The sequence below is a fragment of the Peribacillus sp. FSL M8-0224 genome (assembly GCF_038003055.1).
In the GTDB taxonomy this organism is placed as follows: domain Bacteria; phylum Bacillota; class Bacilli; order Bacillales; family DSM-1321; genus Peribacillus; species Peribacillus frigoritolerans.
On record NZ_JBBOOJ010000001.1, the window covers coordinates 1,656,011 to 1,680,095 of the forward strand.

Genomic DNA, 24,085 nt, shown 5'->3' on the forward strand with positions numbered 1-24,085 from the left:
GACAGTTTGAAGAACCTTTGTAAAGACATAGTTTATTTTAAGATATACCTCGATAGAATATATAATATTCATGTGTTCCAACTGCTAAAATTTCATATACTATGGGTAAAATACTCCTTTAAGAGGAAGCTCAACTACTAAACGCAAAGGGATCAAGCTGAAGTTTTCCCGGAAGTAGTTGCGCTTCACGTGTTTTTTTCAGTGTCCCCAGTTGATCTAAAGTAATCATTTCAAGTTGATCTCGCTGAATAGAATCATGTATAGAAAGCATCCTCATTAATACTTCTATTTTAAAACAAAAATGAATCTAGGCAAAAGTGTTCTATCTAAAAGGTAAGACAAAGTTGATTGGAGCGGGTGTTCGAGACTCCTGCGGGAAAAGCGCGTCTAGGGGAGACCCCGCAGGCGAGAGCCGAGGAGGCTCCCCGACCGCCCGCGGAAAGCGAGTGCCCTACGTTCCAATCAACGTCCAAATTGTACAAGCCATAAAAATAGACAAACTCGATTTTCATCGAGTTTGTCCACAATCTGAAGGGATCTTCTGTATGAAGCCCCCTTTTTACTACTTATTCAACTAAAGACCCTTAAATCAAAGCTTAACAAAAGTTTTTGGTTAATCGGGCATGATTATATGGCTCCGTTTTAAGGTATACCCAACTGTAAAAAAATCAACGCAATATCATCCATATTGGCGTTTAAACAATGTTCTCTAGTGCGAAATAGGTAACCACTTTTAGAGTGTACTAGCAACCCTTCATAACACGTATTTCGAATGTACAAAATCAAACCGTGCAGGAAGGAAAGGGTCACGCTTTTAAGTTGTAAAGCTCATGACCCTTATCCGCTTTCAAGAAGGAAGGATCGTGTTTTATCGTGCTTGAACTCACATATTCAACTATTACATATGCAAGGACATTAAGAAGATTCTCTCCGTAATATTTTTTTCGCTCATTAACTGTTTCCGATACCTTTTTCACTTGGCTGACGTTATCCTATGAAAATGGGATTCCTTATAATAAGTACAATTCATAGGTTGCGTTAAGAAAGCCAGCGGCAGACAAGTTTGGCTTTCGAATAAGCCGTAAGCGTTTCATCAGAAGCTCCATCTGCTTTTATAAGATTAATGTTCCTTCATTTAGGCAAGTTGTCTGTGATCCATTGCCAGCAGCTTGTGGTGGCGAAGCGTTTGAAGTAACTAAAGTAGGTTTGGTGGAACTGATGTTTTGGAATGAATTTATCAGATAGTGGCTAGGATTGTTGTACATTTGGAATATGGACGTTGCTTGATTGTAATATAGTATAGGCAGGGGGGATAATTATGTATGTAAGTCAATCCAGGGATCATGAAGTAATTGCAAAATTAAATCGAAATGTTCACAATCTGCATGCAAAACTATATCCTAAGTATTTTAAGGAATATAATTATAATGCAATGAAAGAAACTTTTAAAAATTTGGTTGAAAATGATAATTTTGTTTTTCTAGTTTTAAAAGAACATGAAGTGCCAATTGGTTACGCATGGATTGAAATTAAAAACTATCCTGAAAGTGCTTTTAAAAATGAGTATAAATCAGTATATGTGCATCAGCTTAGTATCGTTGAAGGTCAAACCCATAAAGGTTACGGTAAAAAACTAATGAATGAGGTCTATGATATTGCTAAAAAGAATGATATAGATTTAATTGAACTGGATTATTGGTTTGAAAACATGGCAGCAAAAGAGTTTTATAAGAAACAAAATTTTAAAAAGTATAGGGAGTTTGCATTCAGACAGTTGTAAATCCTTTGTAACTCAATTCAAGAGGTTGAAGGAATTAATAAAAACCCCGATTCGGGGTTTTTTTAATTAATATCTTAACATTCTCCTCGAATAACTGGGGGGTTGAGGTACTCCACAAACAAAACTTTGTGAATAACACTCTTTTACGATACTTCGGGTATGCGGTATATAGGTGTTGAAGTGTTTATTCACGGTTGTTGTATGTGTCGGGTGAAAAACCGGAATAACAGTGTTAATGACATTGGTTTTAACATATTGCTTGGTCGGGGAGGTTTGAGATGGATTATATTGAGTGGGCATTCTGTGAGGTGGGCAATATTGTTGTGGACATTGACCGCCTTTCGGATGCCCCCAGAGCTTATTATACATGTAAACACCTCCTGGGATTTTTTTGAAAGTCATTATTAGTTTATGAAAATAAATGATAAAGGGACTGGTATAAATGCCTTTATCAAAAATTACGGGCATATCAGATCCTTCAATCATTTTCAAAAAAAATGAATAAACATTAATTTACCGAATTCGGTTAATCGCTTCACGAACAAATGACTTGTGTCTTTTCCGCCAGTTATTTTCCTTGCTTTTTTCCAAGCCCCATTCGGGAAATGTAGATAACCGTAATGCGGCAAATAATTGCCAGAAGGGTAGGTTAGTAAAATTCACCTCCGGCATCATGAATTTATATTGATTGGTGAAGTCATTCATCGCTTGCATTCCAAAATGATATAAAATTTCGAGTTGACTATTGGCAAGGTCAGTCAAAGGGTCCCCTAAACCTGAGTCTTCCCAATCAATTATGGAAACTAGTTTATCCTCTTTCCATAATATATTTCCTGGCCAATAATCACCATGAAGGATCACTTCCTTATTCATGGAGGGTAGGGGCATGGAGGATTTCAGCAGATCTCTAATCAAGCTCAAATTTAATGTTTCGTCCAGGATTACCCTATCTTTATTATTTAACATCTCGACATATGTATTTTCCAGTTTAGGCATGAATGATAAAGATAAATCTGCACAATTAACACGATGGATTTTTGCTAGATTGATTGCCAATTGCAAGATATAATCATTAAGATTTGAGGGGGTGAATTCTGACTTACCCTCAATAAACTCGATAAGTATGCATGGCTTGGAAAATATCTCGCAGGATTGCTCAAAGTAATATGGCATTGGTACAGGCAAACCGGCAGCTTTCAATATCCCTAAGAGCTTGTGTTCATATGAAGCAATATTTGGATTCCGTTTCAAGTCATTATCACCATGCTGACGAACGATCATTTTTACGATACGCCCTGACGATTGTAATATTTCCAGTCCTGTCACATTTGCAGAAATTCCGCCCATTAATTCCCATGCGCGAATTAGCATGTTTCCTTGATCCAACTTTTTAACTAATTGTTCAAACTTATCATATTCATTTATCATACGATCTCTCCTTTTAAAATCCTGTACAATGTTTAGGAATGAAAGTTCACATTATCATTTTCTATAGCTTTCGTAAAAAATTCAAAGAATCCATTTAGCAATTTTTATAAATGAAACCAATAGCTTGTTACACACGTGAATTAATCTAAACAAAGTGAGGTGTGGTGCTGACATTGAAAATAGAAAAATATAAGGTGGAAACTGCGAAAGGGACGCTACAATATAATATTAGTGGAAACGGCAAACCCAATATAGTTTTGATTAATGGCATTACTTTCATTGACAAGAAACAGCAAACACAGTGTCGCTGAAAAGAGTGGACATTTTCCGCAATTATCAGAACCGACTATAGTGATTGACTCAATTAAAGAGTGCGCAGAAGCGATAAATAAAACAAACCAAAAACCGATAAATTTGTGTTAATGTTGACTTTTCTTAATATTTCTCAATCTTCTTGTTCCTTTGATTATAGATTGCTTATTCTCCAAAAATTCCTGATGCGAATGTAAAAAAATAGAAAAAGTCTTTTTCAAAGAATTCCCGTTCATTGGGCGAATATCATCAAATAATGCCACTACACCTTTAGGGGGTGTATTTTTTTGAGAACGGCAGAATTTCTTTAATCCGATAGTTACGTGTACAAGCATTTGTTAATACGTAACATAAGATTAATAGAGGTGATAGAAATGGTGAAAGTATTTATTGATCCCGGCCATGGCGGTACGGATCCAGGCTCGGTCGGGAATGGATTGAGAGAGAAGGATTTAACTTTATCCATTGCAACTCGAATCAAAGACATCTTATTGATAGAATATAATAACGTTTCTGTGAAAATGAGCAGGACCCAAGATACCTACCCCTCCTTAAACGATCGTACGAATGCAGCGAACGCGTGGGGAGCTGACTTTTTTCTCTCCATCCACATTAATGCCGGCGGCGGAACTGGGTACGAGGATTACATTTATACGTCCACTAACCAGATAACGAAAACGTATCAAGATCATATTCATTCAGAGGTCATGAAGCTTATCAACATCCAGGACAGAGGACAAAAAACAGGAGATTTATATGTACTCCGTGAAACGGACATGCCTGCACTCCTGACTGAAAATGGATTTATCGATAATGTAAATGACGCAGCAAAGTTGAAAACGTCATCCTTTATCGAATCACTGGCTCGCGGACATGTAAACGGTTTAGTTAAATGCTTCAATCTAACTAAGAAAAGTACAGCTGTATACCACACTGTCGTTAGTGGGGATACAGTATATTCCTTAAGCAATTCTTATGGCAGTACGGTTCAGCAAATTAAAGATTGGAACGGTCTTGACAGTCAGTACACCATTACGGTTAACCAGAAATTGCGGGTGAAATGAATAATTAATAATTAATAATTATTTATAATTTCCAGAAGCACACCACGCAGTAAGCCCTTCTCAAAAAGAGAGGGGCCTTTTTGATTCAGGAATATGCATGTAATGAAAAACTGTACATTCTGCCATCCTGATTCGGTCCTTCGATAAAAGCGGGAGGAATGCAAGGGGAAAATAATTTACACAGAAGGCCAAAGTGGACTTGTGCAATTTGGAGTCACTTTCTGTGAGTATATATAATCGCATTATTCAGGAAGTAAGCCTCTGACGGGATTCGAACCCGCACTCCTTTCGTAAGCATAGGCTAGGGGAGAACACGCTTCCCTACGGATTTTCACCGGCAGGAATTCCACCTGCCTCAGCGTAATTGCTTTTCGGTGCTTCTGAAACCCTTACCTTGCGACCCGGTGGCTACAATGTTTTCCGGCGCTCTTCCCTTCTAGAGCTACAGAGGCAAATGCTTATCTTCAATTATAAGATTCTTATAGGGGGTTGTGAACCGCATTATAAAAATATGATGATTTTATTACCCGATATAAACAATTTTATTCTTTTGCATGAAAGGAAAATATACTAAAAATGGCCCCTACTAAAGTTTCCAAATACATTCACTCAATGAAATAAGTAATCTGGGGATAACGGATATGATATTTTAAATCGCCGATTGATAATTGCAGGTGATCAATAGCGACGCCGGTAAGTTTGCCCTTTAATGATTCCTTCATTGTTACGATAGTGATCGTTTTACCTAAATTCATCATTAGATGGTCAAAGAGAACTGGTTCTGTGGGAATTGTATAAGTCGGTGATAAAGTTTTCATCGTTTGCGGAAAGTTGCTCGTACACGCATAATGACCTGGCATAAATACGTTATCTTGGCTTCCATATGGATAATTTCGCATGAATTATTCCACTCCTTTATTAATGTAAGGTATGCCTTTTTTTTTATGGGCTGACACAAATTAAAAGGATTTTATGTAAAGACAAATAAAAGAACAATACTAAAAAGCACAAACCATGATGGCTTGTACCTAAAATGCAACAGCAATTAAGTTGATAAAAACTGTATGAATTGAATCTATGTATGGCTGCTCATTATTCATTTATTTTACTTTCTTTCCGTATGAAACCCTCGAGTTGGATATTAATCGTATATTTTAATGGCTTGAACCACTTTTCCTAAAATACGGACTCTATCATTTTTTATGTTGTAGGTTTTTTCTTCATAAAAAGGATCCGTGCTGCAGGGAGTGAGTATGATGTTTTCTTCATTGATTCTCACTTTTTTGACCGTAGCATCGTGTCCATTTATCAAGACCACTCCAATTTTCCCGTTATCAAGGTAGGTTGTTTTTTCAACGAGAATCAATGATCCGTCTCTGAATTCTTTATTCATGCTATTGCCATTCACTCTAAGGAAAAAATATTCTTTATCCGATTTAAGCATCGAATTTAATGTCGGCATATAGGCTTCTATATATTCGTTGGTGAAATTAGGCTCTCCAGCAGGGATATTTCCGTAGACACCAATTAATCTTACATTCTTTTCATTTAGGAATTCCATTCCAGGATTATTTCTAACGATAGGCGCTCCTTCAATGAGGTGGGATAGCGGTATTTCAAAACAAGTGGACATCATGCTCAATTTATCCATTAAAGGTTTATTCCGTCCGGATTCCCAAGCTGATACTGCCGTAGGAGCTACTTTTAATACATTTGCCAAATCTTCTTGTGTCATTTTTCTTTCTTTTCTTAACATTTTAATCCGTTCACCAATGTGCATATTTCTTCACCTCTTACTTGAATATACACTATGAGTGAAAGTGAGTAAACGTAAAGTGCGTGAATTTTGCGAAAAATTGTTGGTAACTATACTTCAAGTGTGATATTATTTTTTTAGATAGGTGGTGACAAGATATGACAAGCGTTAAGTTCACACTTAAACAAGCCAGGAAGTATAAAGGATTAACTCAAGATGAAATGGCTAAAGTGCTGAAGATGGCCAAGAGGACTTACATTGACTATGAGCAATATAAGATTCCTTTGCGAATCGATAAGGCTTATTTATTTGCTGAATGTGTAGGGTTCTCGATTGACGATATCATTTTTTTTGACCCTGACCTACACTTCAAATGTAGTTGAAAGTTCAATTGTACCAAGCATTTCCTCAACAGATTGGCCATTTGAATCCATAAAATCCTGACTTCCATAGGACAAGATTCAAGTAACGATGGAAAGAAGGGGAACAAAGAGGAAAGGGAAATTAATTCTTTTGAAGTTGCATAGGAGCTGCTGACATTAGAACATTTGTAAAATACCTGTATGTAGTAAAAGGTGTACAAATCCAAACTTCTTGTGCAAATATACGATTGATACAGTGATTCCAAAAATGTCAGCCAATTGCTGTGAAAGAAAATTATTTACTTAATGTATAGGGCGGACTTCTAAACACCATGAATAGGAGCAAATGGACAATGGCAAATTCGAAGGAAAAGTTAATCTGGATGAACAAGCCCTTATCCTTTGCAGGATAAGGGCTTGTACTCTATTTTCGTGAATTGGCAGCATGTTTTCCTCTCAAAGCACGTCTTCATAAAATGAAAAAGACCCCATACCTAAATGAATGGAAGGCAAATCTTCATACTTTTTCTCCATTATCAATAAAACTTCTTCTAGTTTTTTTCTCCCATCTTTATGAAGATAGCAGGTAATGGTATGCAAAAGTACAATTATATATTAATGAAGGCTAAAGAAGGCTATGGAAGGAGGGCATTGATAATTGGATGAGTTCAAAAAAATTCCAGATGATATTGGAGGAGATAACCCTTGAAAAGGAATGTAATCAATTATGTCGTTTTTCTTGTCCTCATTCTAACTCTATTAATTATGGCAAAGCCAGACATTTCCTCAGCAGGAAAATTGAAACCGCCCTCCGAAACTTTCAGTCCAGGGGATTGGTTTCTTGGAGGTATTCCTCCCAATCTTGATACAAACAAACCACCAATCGTGTTTGTACAAGGGAAAAACGGCAGTTCAACCAGCTGGTATGGTGAAACGGAATATCATGGCGTCAATGATATGTATACCAAAGCGTATGAAGCAGGCTACCAAACGGTTTTTGTTCAGCTTCATGATTCAGCTGGAAATGGATCAGTGAGCCAATATGCCAATGGAAGGCTATTAGCTCAAATGCTTTCAGAAATCAGTAACCATTTCGGGGGCGAAAAAGTAAATATTATAGCTCACAGCAAAGGGGGCCCAGACACCCAAGCGGCTCTAGTCCACTATGGAGCACACCAATATGTTGGAAGGGTGATCACTTTAGCTTCCCCACATCATGGTTCTCACCTAGCTGATTTGGCTTATAGCTGGTATGCGGGCTGGCTTGGTTCCTTATTAGGTCAAAAAGATGAGGGAACTTATTCTTTACAAGTTGGTAAAATGGCTGAATTTCGTTCTGTCACGGATAACCATGTTAACTCTCGTAAAAACTTGTATTTCACTGTGGCAGGTATGAACAGAGGCCCGGTACTATCAGCCTTATCAATGGGGGGACAATATTTATCATCATATGGGGAAAATGATGGACTGGTGAATGTATGGAGTACAAAAATACCCTATGCAACACATTTATTTACGGATCCCAACTTTGATCACGACAATATTCGAGTTGGCTCAGCTGTATTTTCAAGAATTGAACCCTATTTAAAAAGCACATCCACCACTGGGATTCCTGCATATCATGTCAATTATAAAGAACGAGTTGAAGATGATGTCATTACAACCGCACTCGCTCAAACCGTTCTGGGTGATGTCCTGAAACAAAATGTCTGGGTCGAACAAAGCTTCCATGTAAATGAAGCGGCCCCAGGTAATATAAGCATATATACAGCCTCAAATGATGTCGAGGTTGAATTGATTTCTCCATCCAATAAAAAGTATTCACCTTCCTTAAAGGTCCATTCAGCCAAAAATGAAACTTCCTTTTTTAATGGTGCAACCATCCAATCATTCTACAGAAATAACCTTGAAATTGGTGACTGGAAAGTACGAATGAAGACTAAATCGCCAAAAGACGCCTTCCTGTTCACAGCCCAATTTAACGAAAAGAATCCCATTACATTAAGTATGGCCGGTAAAGTTAAGCAAAAAGATGCAAAATTTTTAATAAAGAATCCAATGAATGATAAAAAAAGACCAATCAGTACAACATTTTTGGTTCATCTGATAGATGAAACCGGTAATGAAATTAGTGAAAAAAACTCAATTAAGGCAATGGATACTGAAAATTTTACTGGCACCCTTCCAGAAGTACCTAAGTCAGGTGTTTATAATGTAACAATAGATGTTAAGGAAAAAAATGTGGATGGTACCGAAAGAACCCGGACGCTGATTCGTTCGGTCTATATTGAGAAATAGCGAAATGCCTTCTCTTAGTTGAGGAGGCATTTTTTTATGAAATATGAGGTAGGTGCGAAATGGTACGGGTAACTAGGGAGATGGTAATTCCGCCAATGTAAACAGCCGTACTCCTATATAAAAGTATTAATTCAACGGGTGTTAGGTGGATATATTTAGGAGTGAGTTCCCTGGAAATAAAGATTTATGCTTGGTAATGAAAGATCTAATGAGCAAGGAAACATTCATTAAGCAAATTGCTCCTTATGGCCAGAAAATTAAACAGGACATATTGGTGGAATGACTTGGTCGATCTAACCTTATTAAAGTGAACCAAAGGTTAAAAGTGAAATTAATTGTAAAGGGGGGATTTTAAACCCTCTTTTTTTTATTTCAATGAGCTTTCTTCCAAAGTACATATTACCAGAAAGGCGATGGTCTAACTTTCATCCGTTATAAAGGATGTTTAATTTCCCATGAAACTAGATTCTATTAAAAAATATTTCAATATCTACTCTTTCAAATGCATATTGAGAGAATTCTGGACATAAATTAAACAAACAAAAAAAGCGCGGGAAGCGCTTTTAGTGTATTTGTCTATATAAGCCTATTACTTTTCCAAGTATCGAAACATCTCGTAAAATAATTGGTTCCATATTTGAGTTCTCAGGCTGAAGCCTTATGTAATCCGGTTCCTTAAAGAATCGTTTTACAGTGGCTTCATCATCTTCCGTCATCGCCACGACGATATCTCCATTATTGGCACTGCTTTGTTGTTTCACGATGACATAATCTCCATCATGAATTCCTGCTTCAATCATACTTTCACCCATGATTTCCAGCATGAATACATGGTCATCATGTGGAACCATGCTTTCGGGAAGCGGAAAGTATTCTTCAATGTTCTCAATAGCTGTTATCGGCATGCCCGCTGTTACTTTTCCAAGTAACGGCACGTTCACGACATTGGCTTTGGGAATATTGTTCGCTTCCTCCAAATTCATTATTTCAATGGCCCTTGGCTTGGTTGGGTCACGTCTAATAAGGCCTTTACTTTCCAGGCGGGATAAATGTCCGTGTACTGTTGAACTTGATGCAAGTCCCACTGCTTCGCCAATCTCCCGTACGGAAGGCGGATACCCTTTTTGGCGAACCTCTTCTTTAATGAAATCAAGAATATCTTGCTGCCGTTTTGATAGTTTTGTCATTTGTGCACCTCTTCCCCAATGTTCTTTGCTACATTATAGCATGGCCCCCATCTCTATACAAACATAAGTTCGAATTTTGTTGTTGACTGAAACAAACGTTCGTATTATAATTTGATCATAACATACGAACGAACATTCGCTTTGGAGGGATTATTATGAAAAAATTATACAAAAATTATATTTATACGATTCTATTAGCGGGATCAGTATTCATCTTTTCAATTTTATTCTCTTGTACATTGAACAATGATCAAAAAAAGGATTTCCTTTCTATAGAAGTAAGCGAAGGTGACACCCTATGGGGAATTGCCGAAGAATATGAAGAAACAAATTTGACAAAAAAAGAATTCATTGGTTGGATAGAAGAGAATAATGGAGTCAGTGCGGATTCGATAAAACCTGGACAAGTCATTGTCATACCGGTTAAAGGGGAAGAACTTGTCCAGAATTTGGCCAGTGAGCAGTAAGTAGTAAAGGTAGGGTATTATGAAGGCGGTAATCTATTGTAGGGTCAGCACCGAAAAAGAGTCACAGGAAACATCATTGGCAAGGCAGGAAGATGAATTAGTCAAATTGGCTGAAAAGATGGATGTGGAAGTTGTCTCCATTATAAAAGAACAGGCAAGTGGTTATGAGTTGAATCGGGATGGCATTTTTGACATGCTCGAACTATTTAAAACCAAAGAAGCTGAAGTCTTATTAATCCAGGACGAAACAAGACTGGGAAGAGGGAATGCCAAAATAGCCCTTTTCCATGTCATCCTTAAAGAAGATGTGAAAATTTATACGCTCTCACACGATGGGGAGCTGGAGTTATCGGATTCGGATGCCATGGTCATCCAGATAGTGGGCATTGTAGAAGAATATCAAAGGAAACTACATAATCTTAAAATAAAGCGCGGAATGATGAGAGCCGTTGAAAAAGGGTACCGTCCTCAAAAAAATCTTCACAACCAAAGGAATTCCACTGGAAGGGACCGTATGGAGATTCCTATTGAAGAAATTATTAAACTGCGTGCCAATGGGTTGACATTCTCAGAAATCGCAGCCACATTAAGGGGCTTTGGATACAATGTATCTAAGGCTACTGTGAACAGGCGTTTTCTCGAACATCGAATGAATACAAAGGAAAGTAAATCATAGAACTTGTAATTTCGCTTTTTTTTTAATACCATGACAATATCCGCAGATTATGAAGGAGCGAAATTATGTTATCAAAAGAAAAAATAGCCCGTATAAATGTACTTTCTAAAAAGGCAAAGGCTGAAGGCTTGACGGAAGTTGAAGCGAAAGAGCAAACCCAATTGAGAAGTGAATATTTGGAAACATTCAGAAAATCCATGTCCGACACGTTGGAGCATGTGAAAGTCGTGGATCCAGAGGGTAATGACGTCACTCCTCAAAAGATAAAAAATATAAAAGAAAAACGAAATTTACATTAATGCTTGGATTCCTCTGATGGAACATTCCATTTGAGGATTCTTTGGCATTTTGGAGTAAAAAGAGAGTGCATTCATGTATGTATTCTCCTATTTAGTTTAATCTAAATAGGGGCTTCTCTTATTTCTAGAAAATTTTAATATTGAGGCAGTAAATAGTGATTTTAGTTGTGATATTATGCTTGTCACTATAATATAAAGAGGTACATTACAGGAAGGGATGTTTTTACAATATGTTAGATAAATTAGATGCACTTTCTATCAATACGATTCGTACATTATCAATTGATGCAATTGAAAAGGCTAATTCCGGCCATCCAGGTATGCCAATGGGGGCAGCGCCAATGGCGTATAAACTATGGACCGAATATATGAACCATAACCCGAAAAATCCAGATTGGTTTAATAGAGATCGCTTTGTTCTTTCAGCTGGACATGGTTCTATGCTGTTATACAGCCTTCTTCATTTATCGGGCTATGGCTTATCTATCGATGATTTGAAAAGCTTCCGTCAATGGGGCAGTAAAACTCCAGGACATCCTGAATTCGGACATACGGCTGGTGTAGATGCAACTACCGGGCCGCTTGGACAAGGTATTGCAATGGCAGTCGGGATGGCAATGGCTGAACGTCACTTGGCTGAAAGCTATAACCGCGATTCTTATAATGTGGTCGATCATTATACATATAGCATTTGTGGAGATGGAGATTTAATGGAAGGTGTTTCTGCAGAAGCCGCTTCATTAGCTGGACATCTACAACTGGGAAGACTTGTTGTTTTATATGATTCTAATGATATTTCCCTTGACGGCGACTTAAGTCAATCATTTAGTGAAAGCGTAGCAGACCGGTTCAAATCTTATGGATGGCAATATATCCGCGTTGAGGATGGCAATGATCTTCAGGAAATTGCTAAAGCGATTGAAGAAGCGAAAACCGACGATGCACGCCCAACATTAATCGAAGTGAAAACGGTTATTGGTTACGGTTCACCAAACCGTTCAGGTAAATCTGCCGTTCACGGCGCTCCGCTTGGTGCAGATGAGCTTAAATTGACAAAAGAAGCATATAAATGGACATTCGAAGAGGACTTCCATGTACCTGAAGAAGTGTATTCACATTTCAATGAAGCTGTTGTTGATGCAGGTGCTCAAAAAGAAGAAGCTTGGAATGAATTGTTCAAAAATTACAAAGAAGCACATCCTGAGTTAGCACAGCAATTGGAGCTTGCCATCAAAGGTGAACTGCCTGCTGATTGGGATCAGGAAATTCCAGTCTATGAAGAAGGTAAAACATTAGCTTCCCGTGCTTCAAGTGGGGAAGTACTGAATGCGATCGCCAAAAAGGTCCCTAGCTTCATTGGGGGTTCTGCGGATTTAGCCGGATCTAATAATACTGCCATCAAAGGTGAGACAGATCTATTACCTGGTAATTACAGCGGCCGTAATATATGGTTCGGTGTACGTGAATTCGCTATGGGTGCGGCTTTAAATGGAATGGCACTTCATGGTGGCTTAAAAGTATACGGAGGAACATTCTTCGTATTCTCTGATTATCTACGTCCTGCCATAAGAATGGCAGCACTAATGGGACTGCCTGTAAACTATGTATTCACTCATGACAGCATTGCTGTAGGGGAAGACGGACCGACTCATGAGCCAATCGAACAATTGGCATCATTGCGCGCTATGCCTAACCTAGGGGTAATCCGTCCAGCTGATGGCAATGAAACGGCAGCAGCCTGGAAAGTGGCTATGGAGTCTACAAATAAACCAAATGCTCTTGTTCTGACTCGTCAAGGGTTGCCAACAATAAAGGGCACTTCCGAAACTGCGTATGAAGGTGTTTCAAAAGGTGCTTACATCATCTCTGCTTCTAAGAAAGAAGTAGCCGATGCATTACTTCTTGCGACTGGTTCCGAAGTGAACTTGGCTGTGGAAGCACAGAATGCTTTAGCGAACGAAGGAATTGATGTTGCGGTAATCAGCATGCCATCATGGGATCGATTTGAAACTCAATCAAAAGAATATAAACAAAGCGTAATCAATCCGGCAGTGAAAAAACGTTTAGCTATCGAAGTGGCTTCACCGTTTGGCTGGGATCGTTATGCAGGTGATGAGGGTGAAATATTGGCCATCAATCATTTTGGAGCTTCTGCACCAGGCGGTAAAATCATGGAGGAATTCGGTTTCACTGTAGAAAATGTAGTTGCCCGTGTGAAAGAAATGCTTAAATAACAGTAATGCGGAACTGACACCAACTAGATTGGTGTCAGTTTTTTTATCAAAAAATCCTATTATACATATTGAATGTGCTTCTATACTAAAGGAAATCTTCCATTCGACAAAAAAAGAAGAAAATTTCTCCAGCAAACAACATATCTTTTTAGTTTGTCAATATATAATGAGAATAAATAAATTTCGTTTAAATGTGTCAGTTAAAGGGGAAAGTCATCAATAGTGGAAAATAGTGGACAGGTTGCTGGTAGTTAGATGTTTTCGTGACCAAAATAGGAAAGCTAGGAGGCATTGGCTGATGAGAACCTATCAAATTTATTTAATCGAAGATGAATTTGCCCATCATTATTATGGAAGAGAAAAGCTATTTTTCAATTTGTTTTTGGAATATATTCAAGCAAGGGGCAGACTGAAGAGTATTTTGCAAAAACAAATCGAATATGTCACCAAAAAAGTCCCGATTATCCAGTTGCAGTTTGCTATTGAACAACGTTTGCAAAAAAAGATGAATTATTGGACTCAAAATGGAAAATACTATTTAGAAAAAACAAACGGATCAAGTAAAGCCGTTTTAATCATTCAGAATGATTCCATTACTCTTGAAGCTGAAGGAGACTATGAAGCGGAGACGGCTTTCTTTGAAAGTATTCGAAAATATGAAGCGAGTTTTCTGGCCATTGATTTTGAACATGAAAAATACGGTTGGTTAAAACCGATAAAAGAAAGAAAATTTGTCTAAATGGGGGACTTTTCGGTAGCGGGTATTGTATAATAACCTTTGGTCTAGTACACTGATGTTAGACAACATGAAGGAGGAAATAGTATGTGGGTTTACATTCTAGTTGGCGTACTGGCATTGATTGCTGGAGTAGTGCTGGGATTTTTCATCGCTCGTAAATACATGATGGATTACTTAAAGAAAAATCCGCCAATTAACGAACAAATGTTGAAAATGATGATGATGCAAATGGGTATGAAACCATCCCAAAAGAAAATTAATCAAATGATGAGCGCCATGAATAAACAACAAACAAAATAAGATAGCATGAAACCTTGATATATCAATGTTCTTGGAAGATTGGATGCAAAATTTTATATAATATCGAAATGGATTTAGTCTGAATCCTTCCACCGATTTTATATAAAATTTTGGTTTATCTTTCATTTTTGTTTCTTAAGCCACTTTTTTCTGAATGAATGTTTCAGAAAAGGTGGTTTTTGTTTTGGAAGGGTAAGGTAAGTCCTCAATCTATGTGAGGGCTTTTTTATTTGGAAAGTTAAAACGACAAAAAATTATACTTGTCCACACTTTCTATCAAAAGATGCATATACAGTATTAAGGAGGGTGGTTAGAATGATAAAAGACCTTGTAAAAAAATGTAAGGTGTGTTTTCCCATATGTGAACTTAAATTTGAACACAAATGTAAATTTAAAGACAACAAATGGGAATCAAAATTCAAATTGAAATCTAAATGTAAAAAATAATAAATCTTTTCTATTAATCTTTTTATTTAAGCACTATACAATAATGAGTTAGTGAATATAAAATTGATTAAAGTAATCATCCGAGTAATCGGGTGTTTTTTATTTGAATGTTTGTAAATAGAAAAACCATTCATGAAGAAAGAATGGATTTGTTGTCAATTTAGTGTATCTATAATTAAGGTTTAAATAATATCACCGAGTCTTACTTTAAGGATCTTTAACATGGGCAATAATAAAAGCGTAAAGTGGGGGTTTCACTGCAATACTAAATCGATCAAATATAGTGGAGGAAGCTGTTGAGGTTTTTGAGTTGACTTTTTCAACTGTAAATATTAATATTACAGTAATCTCCTTGAGGAGGATATGTAAAGTGAATAGTGATTTTACAATAGCTGTGCATAGTTTGGTCTATTTAGCTTATCTACCAGATCATATGGCAAGCAGTGAGTCCATTGCAGAAAACGTTTGTACAAACTCGGCTAGGATTCGGAAAATGATGAGCAGCTTAAGAAAAAAGGGATTTGTTAAGACTAAAGAAGGTGTGGGCGGAGGCTATATTCTAGACTGTAACCCTGAAGAGGTAAGTTTGGCGGATATTTATATAGCGGTCTCACATGGAACCCTGAAACCAAAGTGGTGTACAGGTGATCCGGAGAAAAAATGTGTCATATCTTCAAATACCCAGGTAGTCATGGATCAAATATTTGATGAAGCTGAATTATATTTCGAAAAATATTTAGAAGATATAACTCTCAGCACATTTTTGGAAAAAATTAAACAATGTCCGTGATATTGATTTAGTTTTTTCTTTGCACAAAATGTATATTTTATTAATACAGTTAATAACTATAGTTTCAATAATAAATGAACATAAAAGGGGTGCTAAGGAAATGGTTGAAAATAATCTGTTCAAAAATGGGGATTGGGTACAGGGAAAATCAAGAGATGGGGAACTAATCCATGGTTTCGTTGAAACCGTAAGCGATAATCGAGAAATCATTAAAGTGAATGTAGTTGAAAGTGACAATGAAAAAGCGGTTGGGAAATCGATTTGGATTCCGAGTAAATGGACTGAAAAACTGCCGGATCTAGAAATAAGTAACGAAGCTCATCTTTTGGCCTTAATTGATTTGGCTTTACTTTCTAAAGATGAAACATGGTTTATGGAGTTATCCGGTAAATTGGAATCCATCAAAATCCACCCGAAAATAACTGCCCGGAAATCAGAGGTTCAAATCCCGGGAAATAGAATCGCAAAACTTGATTTTAAATAGATGTGAGTAAAGATCATAAATATTTCGGATAATACAAGGAGGAAATGATCATGACAATAGAACATGTTACAGATGATAATTTTGCTAGTGAAATCAAGGAAGGCTTAGTATTGGTTGATTTTTGGGCACCATGGTGCGGTCCGTGTAAAATGATTGCCCCAGTTCTTAATGAAATCGATGAGGAAATGGGTAATCAGGTTAAGATCGTTAAACTTAATGTGGATGAAAATTCAGATACGACGAGCGAATATGGAGTGATGGGAATTCCAGCCCTTATTCTATTCAAAGATGGAGAAAAGGTAGATCAAGCTATTGGCTTCCAGCCAAAAGAAGCCATTTCGGCATTAATCGCAAAATATGCATGATTATAATCATAATACGCGGATGATATTGTGAATTAAGGACTTATACCAACCAACATGGTGGGTAACTAAATGGAGGATTACTAAATGAATTCTAAATATACACCATTATTTGAATCGTTCAATTTAGGAAAGAAATTAGAAGTGAAAAATCGATTGGTGATGGCACCTATGACAAATTTCTCTTCTAATCCTGACGGGACTGTAACCGACGCGGAAGTTAACTATTATGAACGTCGGTCAAGCGGGGTCGGTATGGTTATAACGGCATGTACTTACGTGACGGCTAATGGCAAAGGTTTCCACGGGGAATTTGGCGGAGATCAGGATGAATTGATACCTAGTCTAAGTCGTTTGGCATCAGCGATTAAAGCGAAAGGGGCAAAGGCAATTCTCCAGATTTTTCATGGCGGCCGAGAGGTTCCACCCGAATTGGTAAATGGTGATGTTGTCAGTGCAAGCAATATCCCATCGGAAGGTGAAGGGAAAGCAGTTCCACGTCCACTTTCTGAAATGGAAATAGAATCGATCATTCTCGACTTTGGTGAAACCACCAGACGTGCCATTGAAGCGGGATTTGACGGTGTCGAGATTCACGGTGCAAATGGTTACTTGCTACAGCAATTCTTTTCGCCGCATTCGAACCGTCGTGAAGACAAGTGGGGCGGTTCTCTTGAAAAGCGCCTGACTTTTCCATTAGCGGTTGTGGATGAAGTGAAAAAGGCGGTTGCCAAACATGCCAAGGATCCGTTCATCGTAGGTTACCGTTTTTCACCGGAAGAACCGGAAACACCAGGAATCACCATGGATGATACACTTGCATTAATTGATGGGCTTGTAACAAAGGATCTGGATTATCTTCATGTTTCATTAATGGATTTCTGGTCGAAAGCAAGACGGGGAACCGACGTTGACCGACCTCGGATAGAGATCATTAAAGAACGTATCGGAGATCAAGTTCCATTAATTGGTGTGGGTTCCATCTATACAGCAGATGATGCGATCAAAGCATTGCAGTCGGGGGTTCCGTTAATCGCATTAGGGCGTGAAATAATAATTGATCCGGAATGGGTACAAAAAGTGGAACAAGGCAGGGAAGCTGAAATCGTGACCAAAATAAACAAAGAAAATCAGCAGCAACTTGATATTCCAGACCCATTATGGCAAGCGATCATCCACTCTTCAGGATGGTTTCCGGGGATTGAATAAATAAACGTTCTTATATTAGTGAAATAAAAAATGCATAATGGTTTTCATATAACCCCGGATAAGGAACTCATATAAAAATGTTCCTTATCCAGGGTTATTTATGTTTATAGAAGAGTCATTGAAAAGAGTAAAGAATCTATATAGTTATTTTTAGATTGAATCCTTGAAAAGAAAGAATAATTGAGTGTTTTTTCCAACTGTTTATTTCTAAAGGCAATATAAAAAAGAGCACCCAATTCGAGTTATAGAAGAATATAATAATCATCGTTATCAATAGGGCTAAAGAAAAGGCCCTGGTACAATACCGGGACCACTTATTAGCTGCTTAGGCACTTTTTTTATTGCCCGTAAATAGGGGCACAGTTCATCTATACGACGAGGGCTTTATCTGTAAGTTTATTTTTTTGTCTTTTTCTCTCGTATTTTAGAGGGCAGATTAAATACAAAATGGTAACCAAAGTAGAAGTATATTAAAAAAAATAATGTATATTGCCATCCGGAAAACACTACATAGAATCTAATAAAAAAGTATACTAATCCAAGTAAAACGAAGTTTATTATTTCTAAATGATAAAATTTAATTTTAAACAATTAAAAGTTTATCCTTCCATTTCTAGGTTTATAATCGATTCCGTCAAGGTATATAGCTACCCTAGCTCCAATATCAAAATATACAATAGCATAGTTTATTGCATAAACAGCACTAACAGCAAGAGCAGGTGCTCCCCATGCAATTAATCGACTTTTAACTGTTTTAGTAAAAACTCTTGCTGCTTCTTTCTTCCCTTTCTTAACAATAAATGCTTTCACAGAACCAGCAGCTACTCCAAACACTGCCATGTCCAAAGCCACATTAATACCAACAGCAACTGTTTTATTTGATAAACTCAGGCCTAATCGCTTGCTCATCCCACTTATATTGCTTCCATTTTCAGAGTATAAATCAATTACAGCTTCTTTCACAATATCAGCTTCGCTTGGTGACATGACTGTTATATTCTCATCTAAGGATTCATTAAATACTTGAAGTTCTTCTGCCGACATCTCTTCTATGCTTGGAATATCTTCAAACATCGCTTCTTCTTCGGGAGTGATTTGCTCTATAACACCATTTTCATCGAAATCATATTTTAGTAATGAAGATATTGTAGCATAAGAGATTGGGCTTGCACCATTTTCGAAGATAGCAGTAACACGAACGTAATAGTAAGGACTTTTTGAATAATCGTACATACCATCGACTTCAAAAGCTTTTTTGTATAAAGAAGTTGGATCAATAGATAGTTCCATACCAGATCCATCTCTTAAGTAATCAATCATACCAGTCTCTATATGTTTTGGAGTAGGGAACATTTTTTTGCCTTTAGTTGTCCATTCAGTTATATCACCGTTAACAGTAAAGTAGTGGTGTTTAGATCCGTTAAAGAGAAGAATTTGATATTTTTGAGCATTTGCTACAGGCTCCCACGATACATCTAGATAACCTGTACCGGTGCCATCATCGTAAGGGATTGCTTCAACAAAAGGCGATTCCATGCGTTCGTATTTTGTATTAATAGTTCTACGTTCAATAATATTAGGTGCGGGTTTTGGTGCAGACACAGGTTTCCTTAGTGAATCTTCAAAGACAGCTAAATCAATCATAGACTTGTTTACTTCTGCTTTTGGCTGCTTCGTAGGCAACATTGAGACAAAGAGGGTGAGTGCCAAACTGCATAATAAGACTTTTGCAACAATTTTTTTCAATGGTTTCTCCTCCGTTAATTGTTTGAAAGGTTTGGAATAACCTTCCTCTTAACAATAAACAAAAGAGAATTATAATAAATTTCTAAAATAAAATGGGTTATTTTGAAAATGAAACACTATTAATTTGTTAGGTCCTGCGACAGCCTAACAATCTACTTTCGTTTATTGAAGGAATTTGTATAGCCTTCAGGCCTATTTTCATTGAAGAGGGGTTTCCCTATGCGGGAATGTTGTAAAATATCCGGTAGATCTTCATTTTTCCAATCTGGATAAATTTCAATAATGGATAGAAGACAAGAAACTGTATGAGAAGACTCTGATAATAATTGATATGAACTTTTAGACTAGTACCTAGGGACAATAGTAAATGTACTTGATTTTAAGGGGAATCCTTAAATGGAAAATCACTTGTTGGAAGTCTGATCCTAATGCATTCGTACCAAAGATTAGAATCTGGAGAAAATATGCTCTGGTTCTTTCTAAGGAAAAAGTAAAAACACGGAGTGGTTAATGCCAACTCCGTGTTTTTCATAATATAGGGATTATAAAACCCAAGCTTCCTTAAAATAGAAAGGAATCAAGAGAGTAAGGTCCAGCTCCGGTTAGCGCAACGCCAATCGCCACTGCAAGAATGGCAAGATTATATTCATAACCGTTTTGAGTTGCCCAGTAGCCATTTGCTCCATGGACTTTAACGATCGCAACGAGCATTGTAAGTGCAATTAATATACCTGCAAAGGGTGTAAGGAGACCTAAAGCAAATAACGCTCCGCCAATAAGTTCAGATAGACCGGCAAATAGGGCCATGGTAATTCCTGGCTTCATCCCAATTGAATCAAACCAGCCTCCTGTACCTTTCAAGCCATGACCGCCAAACCACCCAAATAATTTTTGAGCTCCATGTCCAACAAACGATAACCCTATTACTATACGTATAACTAATAAACCAATACCAATCATTTATGATTCCTCCTGGAATTTATTTCGAATTTAGATATCTTTAATTCGAGATTTATGTTTAAAAAAACACAGTGATATTATCTCGAGTTAATTTATCTTTAATTAAAGATAATATGTTTTGATCGATTTGTCAAACACAATTTTTATCATTTAAATTTATAATGATTGCTTTAGAAAAAGGAACGAGGATAGGTGAGGTTTCCAGGTTGAATTTAAAAATAAATACATTTAGGTAGAAAAAACCACTCCTTTTATTTGTAAGGGATATCTATTAAACGAATAGCTCCATAGTCCATTGATAGTTTTGCAATTATGGTCTTTAAACGAATGCCCTCCTGCTACATACATCTTACACATGATTTCACACTGTTACTCGTGAGTTTTGTCACAGTACTAATGAATTTAGCTGTTTCCCTCGTAAATATTGCGTTTACTCGTGAATTCGCTCTATTTACTCGTGAGTTTAGCTGATTTACTCGTGAATTCCGCATTTACTCGTGAATTCCGCATTTACTCGTGAATTCCGCATTTACTCGTGATCAATACATATGGAAATCAATTGAGGCTGCCGACTTGGAAGTACAGTTAAGGAATTGTTTAAGAACCGGCCGCCATTACTTAAGATGTTTAGATAATCGAAAATACTTCATATGTGTTGTCTAGGGTACTGCAACGAGAATTAAATAACGTACACAACCGGGTGTCACACTGGGGTAGGAGGTGGTCCGGACGGTTCTTCCATCTTAGCTGGATCTTCTGCTGTTCTAGTTGTGACAAACTATGCACCGACATCCGATGTTGATATTGCTACATGATTTCTAAGCATTATTTTAAATAAAAAACAGGAAAACAGGCAGCGCACATAGTGCTTGCCTGTTTTTTAATATAGCAAATGTCATGCCTATGTATTCAAATTGTGAAAGAATGAAAAAGGGGAGATTGACAGCAAAATAAATCATATAATAACTTATGTGGTTATCAATGGGAGATGTACCGGATTAAAAATTTGTACCGGTTTTATAAAAAAGTTCATTATATTTATTTAGTAACTGATCAAGTTGCTGGCTATATTCAACGGCAACATGCGAGTTTAAACCATCTTTAGCGACAATTTTGATAAGTTCATTTCTCTTTATTTCAATCTGTTCGAGAAATTCATTCTTTTTAGCCATTATATTTCCTTTCTGGCCCCAACATTTATTTCAAGGTACCCTTAATTTATGTATTCGTTGTAAAATCTGTATGAATATAACAATTATATCGGCTTGGACTAATGAATTCAAATAAGTTAACTTAGCCCGTCGCCCATCAGTTATAAGCTATTGGTTGTCATGAAATATTCACAGTTCCATAAATGTATTTTTTTATCTTATTTGTTACAATGTTTATAGGTTGACATACATAGGAGTGAGCTTATTTGAATGATATTAATATGTTTTTAGCTTTTGGGGCGGGATTCCTGAGTTTTATTTCGCCGTGCTGCTTACCGCTATATCCGGCCTTTTTATCTTATATCACTGGTATGAGTGTAGGTGAAATCAAATCCGAGAACGCCATGCTTCAAAGAAGAAGCATGCTGCATACTTTATTCTTCCTTCTTGGGTTTTCCCTGGTTTTTATTGCAATTGGTTTTAGCACTTCATACTTAGGTTCTTTTTTCTCGGATTACAAAGAATTAATTCGTCAGATTGGTGCCATCCTGATTATCATTTTTGGTTTATTCATTGTAGGAATCTTTCAGCCGAAATCTTTGATGAAAGACAGTCGTTTTGAATTCAAGAATCGACCTAGCGGATATATAGGTTCCATTCTTATCGGACTGGCCTTCGCCGCTGGATGGACCCCTTGTGCAGGTCCGCTTTTAGGTGCTGTCATTTCACTGGGTGCAACGAATCCAAGTGCTGCCATGAGCTATATGACAGCCTATATTTTAGGATTTGCCATCCCGTTCTTCATATTATCCTTCTTTGTCGGAAAGTTGAAATGGATCAAAAAGTACAGCCAATACATCATGAAGATTGGCGGATATTTAATGATTATAATGGGTGTGGTTTTATTTTTTGATTGGATGACCAAAATAATTGCAGTCCTGTCTAGACTATTCGGTGGCTTTACAGGTTTTTAGTCCATAATAAGTTATTTTTTCAATATTATTCTAGTTGAGGCCTGCTATTAGTTCTTATGGTGTCCATTTCGTTGATTTTGGGTCTAAGGTCAGTCACTAAGTGGTTGATGAAGGCGGGATTGGGCGGTAAGCATTGAATATTATATAGAAATTAAATCCTGATCTAAGATATTAAGAAGGAATTTCAGGCCGCAAAGGTCATAATGCAAAAATGGTTGACGAAGGCTATAGAAGCCGGGGCGCAAGGTTTTATCGTCAAGCCTTTAATCGAGGGCGGGTATTGGAAGCATCATCAAAAGCGAGCTTAATTAATAAACACCTCCTTGTTTATCTTAAATAGGTAATATATACTTTGTTTATAAATTGAAGTCTTATATAATTTTTAATGGTACTTACCTATTATTAGTTAAAAGGGATGGTTAAGAGATGATATATATATCAACAGGTATAGCGATTGTGATGGCTATAGGTGTTTTCATATTACGGATGAAGGAAACGAAAAAACCAGTGAATGAAAAGAAAATCATTTTACCGCCGCTGTTTATGAGTACCGGTGCCTTGATGTTTATTTTCCCGATGTTCAGGGTCACTCGATACGAATTGTTGGAGGCTCTTGTTGCAGGGATGTTATTTTCCATCTTATTGATCAAAACATCTAAATTTGAAGTAAGAGATGAAAAAATTTATATTCTGCGCTCTAAAGCGTTCATATTCATATTGATTGGTCTCATGGTGATTCGACTGGTGGCAAAGCTGATGCTGGGAAGCACGATTGAAATCGGTGTATTGAGCGGAATGTTTTTCTTACTTGCTTTTGCGATGATCGTTCCGTGGAGAATTGCCATGCTTTATCAATATAAGAAAGTTAAAGCAGCCAGTTTCGGCGGAGGCAGTATGGTTTGATAATCAAAGGAATAATCTACAAAACCTGAGTCGTTATTCATGATGACTCGGGTTTTTCATTTCCATGGGTACTTCATTAGAAAAAAATCATGCCAAAAACCTAGTAATTTCATCCGGATTATATTATATTAGTATTATTATTATTTTACTTAAGGAG

At 37.0% G+C, this 24,085-nt stretch carries 24 protein-coding genes; 16 read left to right on the forward strand and 8 right to left on the reverse strand.

All coding sequences use genetic code 11. The features are described from left to right. Positions 1-1,318: 1,318 nt before the first annotated feature. Positions 1,319-1,780 (forward strand): GNAT family N-acetyltransferase, encoded by a 462-nt coding sequence (locus MKX49_RS08050; protein ID WP_063592965.1) that lies wholly within the window; start codon positions 1,319-1,321, stop codon positions 1,778-1,780. A 66-nt stretch (positions 1,781-1,846) separates the two neighbouring features. On the opposite strand, the gene MKX49_RS08055 is transcribed toward MKX49_RS08050, so the two are convergent. Continuing rightward, entirely contained in the window at positions 1,847-2,266 is a 420-nt protein-coding gene (locus tag MKX49_RS08055) for a CotD family spore coat protein (RefSeq protein WP_340878498.1), read from the reverse strand. Between the two features lie 27 nt (positions 2,267-2,293). After that, positions 2,294-3,208: an aminoglycoside phosphotransferase family protein gene (locus MKX49_RS08060; protein WP_340875990.1), complete on the reverse strand. Its 915-nt coding sequence runs from the start codon at positions 3,206-3,208 to the stop codon at positions 2,294-2,296. A gap of 686 nt (positions 3,209-3,894) precedes the next feature. Here MKX49_RS08060 and MKX49_RS08065 point away from each other — a divergent pair. Then, positions 3,895-4,584: an N-acetylmuramoyl-L-alanine amidase gene (locus tag MKX49_RS08065; protein ID WP_072272809.1), complete on the forward strand. Its 690-nt coding sequence runs from the start codon at positions 3,895-3,897 to the stop codon at positions 4,582-4,584. 605 nt (positions 4,585-5,189) lie between these two features. Here MKX49_RS08065 and MKX49_RS08070 read toward each other — a convergent pair. Both MKX49_RS08070 and MKX49_RS08075 read right to left on the reverse strand, forming a co-directional pair. Beyond that, positions 5,190-5,483: a DUF2642 domain-containing protein gene (locus MKX49_RS08070; RefSeq protein WP_340875991.1), complete on the reverse strand. Its 294-nt coding sequence runs from the start codon at positions 5,481-5,483 to the stop codon at positions 5,190-5,192. 242 nt (positions 5,484-5,725) lie between these two features. Further along, positions 5,726-6,364: a LexA family protein gene (locus MKX49_RS08075; RefSeq protein WP_340875992.1), complete on the reverse strand. Its 639-nt coding sequence runs from the start codon at positions 6,362-6,364 to the stop codon at positions 5,726-5,728. A 134-nt stretch (positions 6,365-6,498) separates the two neighbouring features. Between MKX49_RS08075 and MKX49_RS08080 the strand changes: the two genes are divergently transcribed. Both MKX49_RS08080 and MKX49_RS08085 read left to right on the forward strand, forming a co-directional pair. Next, positions 6,499-6,723, forward strand: coding sequence for a helix-turn-helix transcriptional regulator (locus MKX49_RS08080; RefSeq protein WP_034312951.1), 225 nt, complete (start codon positions 6,499-6,501; stop codon positions 6,721-6,723). A gap of 744 nt (positions 6,724-7,467) precedes the next feature. Then, positions 7,468-9,000 carry an esterase/lipase family protein gene (locus MKX49_RS08085; RefSeq protein ID WP_340878499.1) on the forward strand — a complete coding sequence of 511 codons (1,533 nt, stop codon included), beginning with the start codon at positions 7,468-7,470 and terminating at the stop codon, positions 8,998-9,000. 563 nt (positions 9,001-9,563) lie between these two features. On the opposite strand, the gene lexA is transcribed toward MKX49_RS08085, so the two are convergent. Next, positions 9,564-10,187 (reverse strand): transcriptional repressor LexA, encoded by a 624-nt coding sequence (lexA, locus tag MKX49_RS08090; RefSeq protein ID WP_048685959.1) that lies wholly within the window; start codon positions 10,185-10,187, stop codon positions 9,564-9,566. 155 nt (positions 10,188-10,342) lie between these two features. Between lexA and yneA the strand changes: the two genes are divergently transcribed. The 10 genes from yneA (at position 10,343) to MKX49_RS08140 (ending at position 18,194) form a co-directional block, all read left to right on the forward strand. Continuing rightward, the gene (gene yneA, locus MKX49_RS08095; protein ID WP_048685961.1) at positions 10,343-10,654 is read left to right on the forward strand and encodes a cell division suppressor protein YneA; all 312 of its coding nucleotides are present in this window, start codon (positions 10,343-10,345) and stop codon (positions 10,652-10,654) included. 19 nt (positions 10,655-10,673) lie between these two features. Beyond that, positions 10,674-11,330, forward strand: a complete 657-nt coding sequence (locus tag MKX49_RS08100; RefSeq protein ID WP_340875993.1) for a YneB family resolvase-like protein — start codon at positions 10,674-10,676, stop codon at positions 11,328-11,330. A 65-nt stretch (positions 11,331-11,395) separates the two neighbouring features. Continuing rightward, on the forward strand, positions 11,396-11,629 hold the full coding sequence (locus MKX49_RS08105) for a DUF896 domain-containing protein (RefSeq protein ID WP_214773833.1): 234 nt from the start codon (positions 11,396-11,398) through the stop codon (positions 11,627-11,629). Between the two features lie 230 nt (positions 11,630-11,859). Continuing rightward, positions 11,860-13,863: a transketolase gene (gene tkt, locus MKX49_RS08110; RefSeq protein WP_340875995.1), complete on the forward strand. Its 2,004-nt coding sequence runs from the start codon at positions 11,860-11,862 to the stop codon at positions 13,861-13,863. 298 nt (positions 13,864-14,161) lie between these two features. Then, complete coding sequence (gene sirA / locus MKX49_RS08115; RefSeq protein WP_053534613.1) at positions 14,162-14,602, forward strand: sporulation inhibitor of replication protein SirA; 441 nt, start codon at positions 14,162-14,164, stop codon at positions 14,600-14,602. 84 nt (positions 14,603-14,686) lie between these two features. Continuing rightward, positions 14,687-14,902, forward strand: a complete 216-nt coding sequence (locus MKX49_RS08120; RefSeq protein WP_034312934.1) for a YneF family protein — start codon at positions 14,687-14,689, stop codon at positions 14,900-14,902. Between the two features lie 817 nt (positions 14,903-15,719). After that, on the forward strand, positions 15,720-16,139 hold the full coding sequence (locus MKX49_RS08125; RefSeq protein ID WP_034312932.1) for an RrF2 family transcriptional regulator: 420 nt from the start codon (positions 15,720-15,722) through the stop codon (positions 16,137-16,139). 100 nt (positions 16,140-16,239) lie between these two features. Beyond that, entirely contained in the window at positions 16,240-16,623 is a 384-nt protein-coding gene (locus MKX49_RS08130; protein WP_053534614.1) for an IDEAL domain-containing protein, read from the forward strand. A 50-nt stretch (positions 16,624-16,673) separates the two neighbouring features. Then, complete coding sequence (trxA, locus tag MKX49_RS08135; protein ID WP_034312928.1) at positions 16,674-16,988, forward strand: thioredoxin; 315 nt, start codon at positions 16,674-16,676, stop codon at positions 16,986-16,988. 84 nt (positions 16,989-17,072) lie between these two features. Further along, positions 17,073-18,194: an NADH-dependent flavin oxidoreductase gene (locus tag MKX49_RS08140; RefSeq protein ID WP_340875998.1), complete on the forward strand. Its 1,122-nt coding sequence runs from the start codon at positions 17,073-17,075 to the stop codon at positions 18,192-18,194. A 591-nt stretch (positions 18,195-18,785) separates the two neighbouring features. On the opposite strand, the gene MKX49_RS08145 is transcribed toward MKX49_RS08140, so the two are convergent. The 3 genes from MKX49_RS08145 to MKX49_RS08155 form a co-directional block, all read right to left on the reverse strand. Continuing rightward, on the reverse strand, positions 18,786-19,940 hold the full coding sequence (locus tag MKX49_RS08145) for a hypothetical protein (RefSeq protein ID WP_340875999.1): 1,155 nt from the start codon (positions 19,938-19,940) through the stop codon (positions 18,786-18,788). Between the two features lie 561 nt (positions 19,941-20,501). Beyond that, positions 20,502-20,900: a DoxX family protein gene (locus tag MKX49_RS08150; protein ID WP_034312918.1), complete on the reverse strand. Its 399-nt coding sequence runs from the start codon at positions 20,898-20,900 to the stop codon at positions 20,502-20,504. Between the two features lie 998 nt (positions 20,901-21,898). Beyond that, positions 21,899-22,072 carry an aspartyl-phosphate phosphatase Spo0E family protein gene (locus MKX49_RS08155; protein ID WP_072272814.1) on the reverse strand — a complete coding sequence of 58 codons (174 nt, stop codon included), beginning with the start codon at positions 22,070-22,072 and terminating at the stop codon, positions 21,899-21,901. A 245-nt stretch (positions 22,073-22,317) separates the two neighbouring features. On the opposite strand from MKX49_RS08155, the gene MKX49_RS08160 reads away from it, so the two are divergent. Both MKX49_RS08160 and MKX49_RS08165 read left to right on the forward strand, forming a co-directional pair. Next, positions 22,318-23,025 (forward strand): cytochrome c biogenesis protein CcdA, encoded by a 708-nt coding sequence (locus MKX49_RS08160; protein ID WP_034312916.1) that lies wholly within the window; start codon positions 22,318-22,320, stop codon positions 23,023-23,025. A 426-nt stretch (positions 23,026-23,451) separates the two neighbouring features. Next, the gene (locus tag MKX49_RS08165; protein WP_034312912.1) at positions 23,452-23,928 is read left to right on the forward strand and encodes a CcdC family protein; all 477 of its coding nucleotides are present in this window, start codon (positions 23,452-23,454) and stop codon (positions 23,926-23,928) included. The last annotated feature ends 157 nt before the right edge of the window (positions 23,929-24,085 follow it).

Excerpts from the sequence above, each read along its gene's own strand:
- MKX49_RS08080 (WP_034312951.1), top strand. The coding sequence starts at position 6,499 with ATGACAAGCGTTAAGTTCACACTTAAACAAGCCAGGAAGTATAAAGGA.
- MKX49_RS08055 (WP_340878498.1), bottom strand. The coding sequence starts at position 2,266 with ATGATTGAAGGATCTGATATGCCCGTAATTTTTGATAAAGGCATTTAT.
- sirA (WP_053534613.1), top strand. The coding sequence starts at position 14,162 with ATGAGAACCTATCAAATTTATTTAATCGAAGATGAATTTGCCCATCAT.
- MKX49_RS08050 (WP_063592965.1), top strand. The coding sequence starts at position 1,319 with ATGTATGTAAGTCAATCCAGGGATCATGAAGTAATTGCAAAATTAAAT.
- MKX49_RS08100 (WP_340875993.1), top strand. The coding sequence starts at position 10,674 with ATGAAGGCGGTAATCTATTGTAGGGTCAGCACCGAAAAAGAGTCACAG.
- MKX49_RS08130 (WP_053534614.1), top strand. The coding sequence starts at position 16,240 with ATGGTTGAAAATAATCTGTTCAAAAATGGGGATTGGGTACAGGGAAAA.
- MKX49_RS08065 (WP_072272809.1), top strand. The coding sequence starts at position 3,895 with ATGGTGAAAGTATTTATTGATCCCGGCCATGGCGGTACGGATCCAGGC.
- MKX49_RS08060 (WP_340875990.1), bottom strand. The coding sequence starts at position 3,208 with ATGATAAATGAATATGATAAGTTTGAACAATTAGTTAAAAAGTTGGAT.
- MKX49_RS08105 (WP_214773833.1), top strand. The coding sequence starts at position 11,396 with ATGTTATCAAAAGAAAAAATAGCCCGTATAAATGTACTTTCTAAAAAG.
- MKX49_RS08165 (WP_034312912.1), top strand. The coding sequence starts at position 23,452 with ATGATATATATATCAACAGGTATAGCGATTGTGATGGCTATAGGTGTT.
- yneA (WP_048685961.1), top strand. The coding sequence starts at position 10,343 with ATGAAAAAATTATACAAAAATTATATTTATACGATTCTATTAGCGGGA.
- MKX49_RS08140 (WP_340875998.1), top strand. The coding sequence starts at position 17,073 with ATGAATTCTAAATATACACCATTATTTGAATCGTTCAATTTAGGAAAG.
- MKX49_RS08070 (WP_340875991.1), bottom strand. The coding sequence starts at position 5,483 with ATGCGAAATTATCCATATGGAAGCCAAGATAACGTATTTATGCCAGGT.
- MKX49_RS08085 (WP_340878499.1), top strand. The coding sequence starts at position 7,468 with ATGGCAAAGCCAGACATTTCCTCAGCAGGAAAATTGAAACCGCCCTCC.
- MKX49_RS08150 (WP_034312918.1), bottom strand. The coding sequence starts at position 20,900 with ATGATTGGTATTGGTTTATTAGTTATACGTATAGTAATAGGGTTATCG.
- MKX49_RS08120 (WP_034312934.1), top strand. The coding sequence starts at position 14,687 with ATGTGGGTTTACATTCTAGTTGGCGTACTGGCATTGATTGCTGGAGTA.
- MKX49_RS08075 (WP_340875992.1), bottom strand. The coding sequence starts at position 6,364 with ATGCACATTGGTGAACGGATTAAAATGTTAAGAAAAGAAAGAAAAATG.
- trxA (WP_034312928.1), top strand. The coding sequence starts at position 16,674 with ATGACAATAGAACATGTTACAGATGATAATTTTGCTAGTGAAATCAAG.
- MKX49_RS08155 (WP_072272814.1), bottom strand. The coding sequence starts at position 22,072 with ATGGCTAAAAAGAATGAATTTCTCGAACAGATTGAAATAAAGAGAAAT.
- tkt (WP_340875995.1), top strand. The coding sequence starts at position 11,860 with ATGTTAGATAAATTAGATGCACTTTCTATCAATACGATTCGTACATTA.
- lexA (WP_048685959.1), bottom strand. The coding sequence starts at position 10,187 with ATGACAAAACTATCAAAACGGCAGCAAGATATTCTTGATTTCATTAAA.